The 873-nt window shown below is 54.1% G+C and carries 2 tRNA genes and 2 rRNA genes; all 4 read right to left on the minus strand.

Features of this window, described 5'->3' with window-relative positions:
* A 23S ribosomal RNA gene (locus EA187_RS20205) occupies positions 1-81 on the minus strand; the annotation flags it as partial.
* A 261-nt stretch (positions 82-342) separates the two neighbouring features.
* Positions 343-415, minus strand: a tRNA-Ala gene (locus tag EA187_RS20210).
* A 98-nt stretch (positions 416-513) separates the two neighbouring features.
* A tRNA-Ile gene (locus EA187_RS20215) sits at positions 514-587 on the minus strand.
* A gap of 190 nt (positions 588-777) precedes the next feature.
* Positions 778-873 (minus strand): 16S ribosomal RNA (locus EA187_RS20220); the annotation flags it as partial.

An 873-nucleotide genomic window follows, 5' to 3' on the forward strand; every position in this document is an offset into this window, starting at 1 on the left:
CCGTGGCTTATCGCAGCCTTCTACGTCCTTCATCGCTAGCAGACGCCCAGGCATCCACCGTACGCCCTTTGTCGCTTAACCACCGCATCGTCTACAACCCGAATCCTCAAGCTAATGAGACTCAGATCATCGACGATGCTGCTTTTGCTTTCTAAGGCGCATCAGTTTAGCGGCCACGCTCTTACCTGAAATGCTCCAGGTCGGCGCGGTCTGCCTGTGCAATATTTCAAACGGGTCTCCCCGTCGAAACATTACGCTTGTATCTCAAGCGTCTTCACGCTGAGATACACTAATGCGTTTACCATCCTATTGACTTGTCAAAGACTTGCCGTCTCAGGCCAGTGGAGGATATCGGGCTCGAACCGATGACCCTCGCCTTGCAAAGGCGATGCTCTCCCAACTGAGCTAATCCCCCAGAAGCAGAGGCGCTATGCCTGTTGCCTGCTTGCCGGATGTGACTCACGTCACGCTACAAGCTATTGCTGAGACAGGTATCACACATGTGATACCGAGTGGACCTGGCTGGACTTGAACCAGCGACCTCACCCTTATCAGGGGTGCGCTCTAACCACCTGAGCTACAGGTCCATATATAGAAAGACACAGGAATCCAGACAGGGCACGCTCAACACGCTGGGTGTCGAACACTGAGGCGTTTTCAAACAAAGCCGTGTCATGAGCCTCACTGTGAGGCATCTGACAGGTTCGGGTTGGGACACGGATGTTCTGCATCTTGAAGCATCGTAAATGATGCCTTCCTGGCAGAACCGTCTCCGTAAAAGGAGGTGATCCAGCCGCAGGTTCCCCTACGGCTACCTTGTTACGACTTCACCCCAGTCACCATTCACTCCTTCGGCGGCTCCCTCCACAAGGG

This window comes from Lujinxingia sediminis (genome assembly GCF_004005565.1).
Classification (GTDB): domain Bacteria; phylum Myxococcota_A; class Bradymonadia; order Bradymonadales; family Bradymonadaceae; genus Lujinxingia; species Lujinxingia sediminis.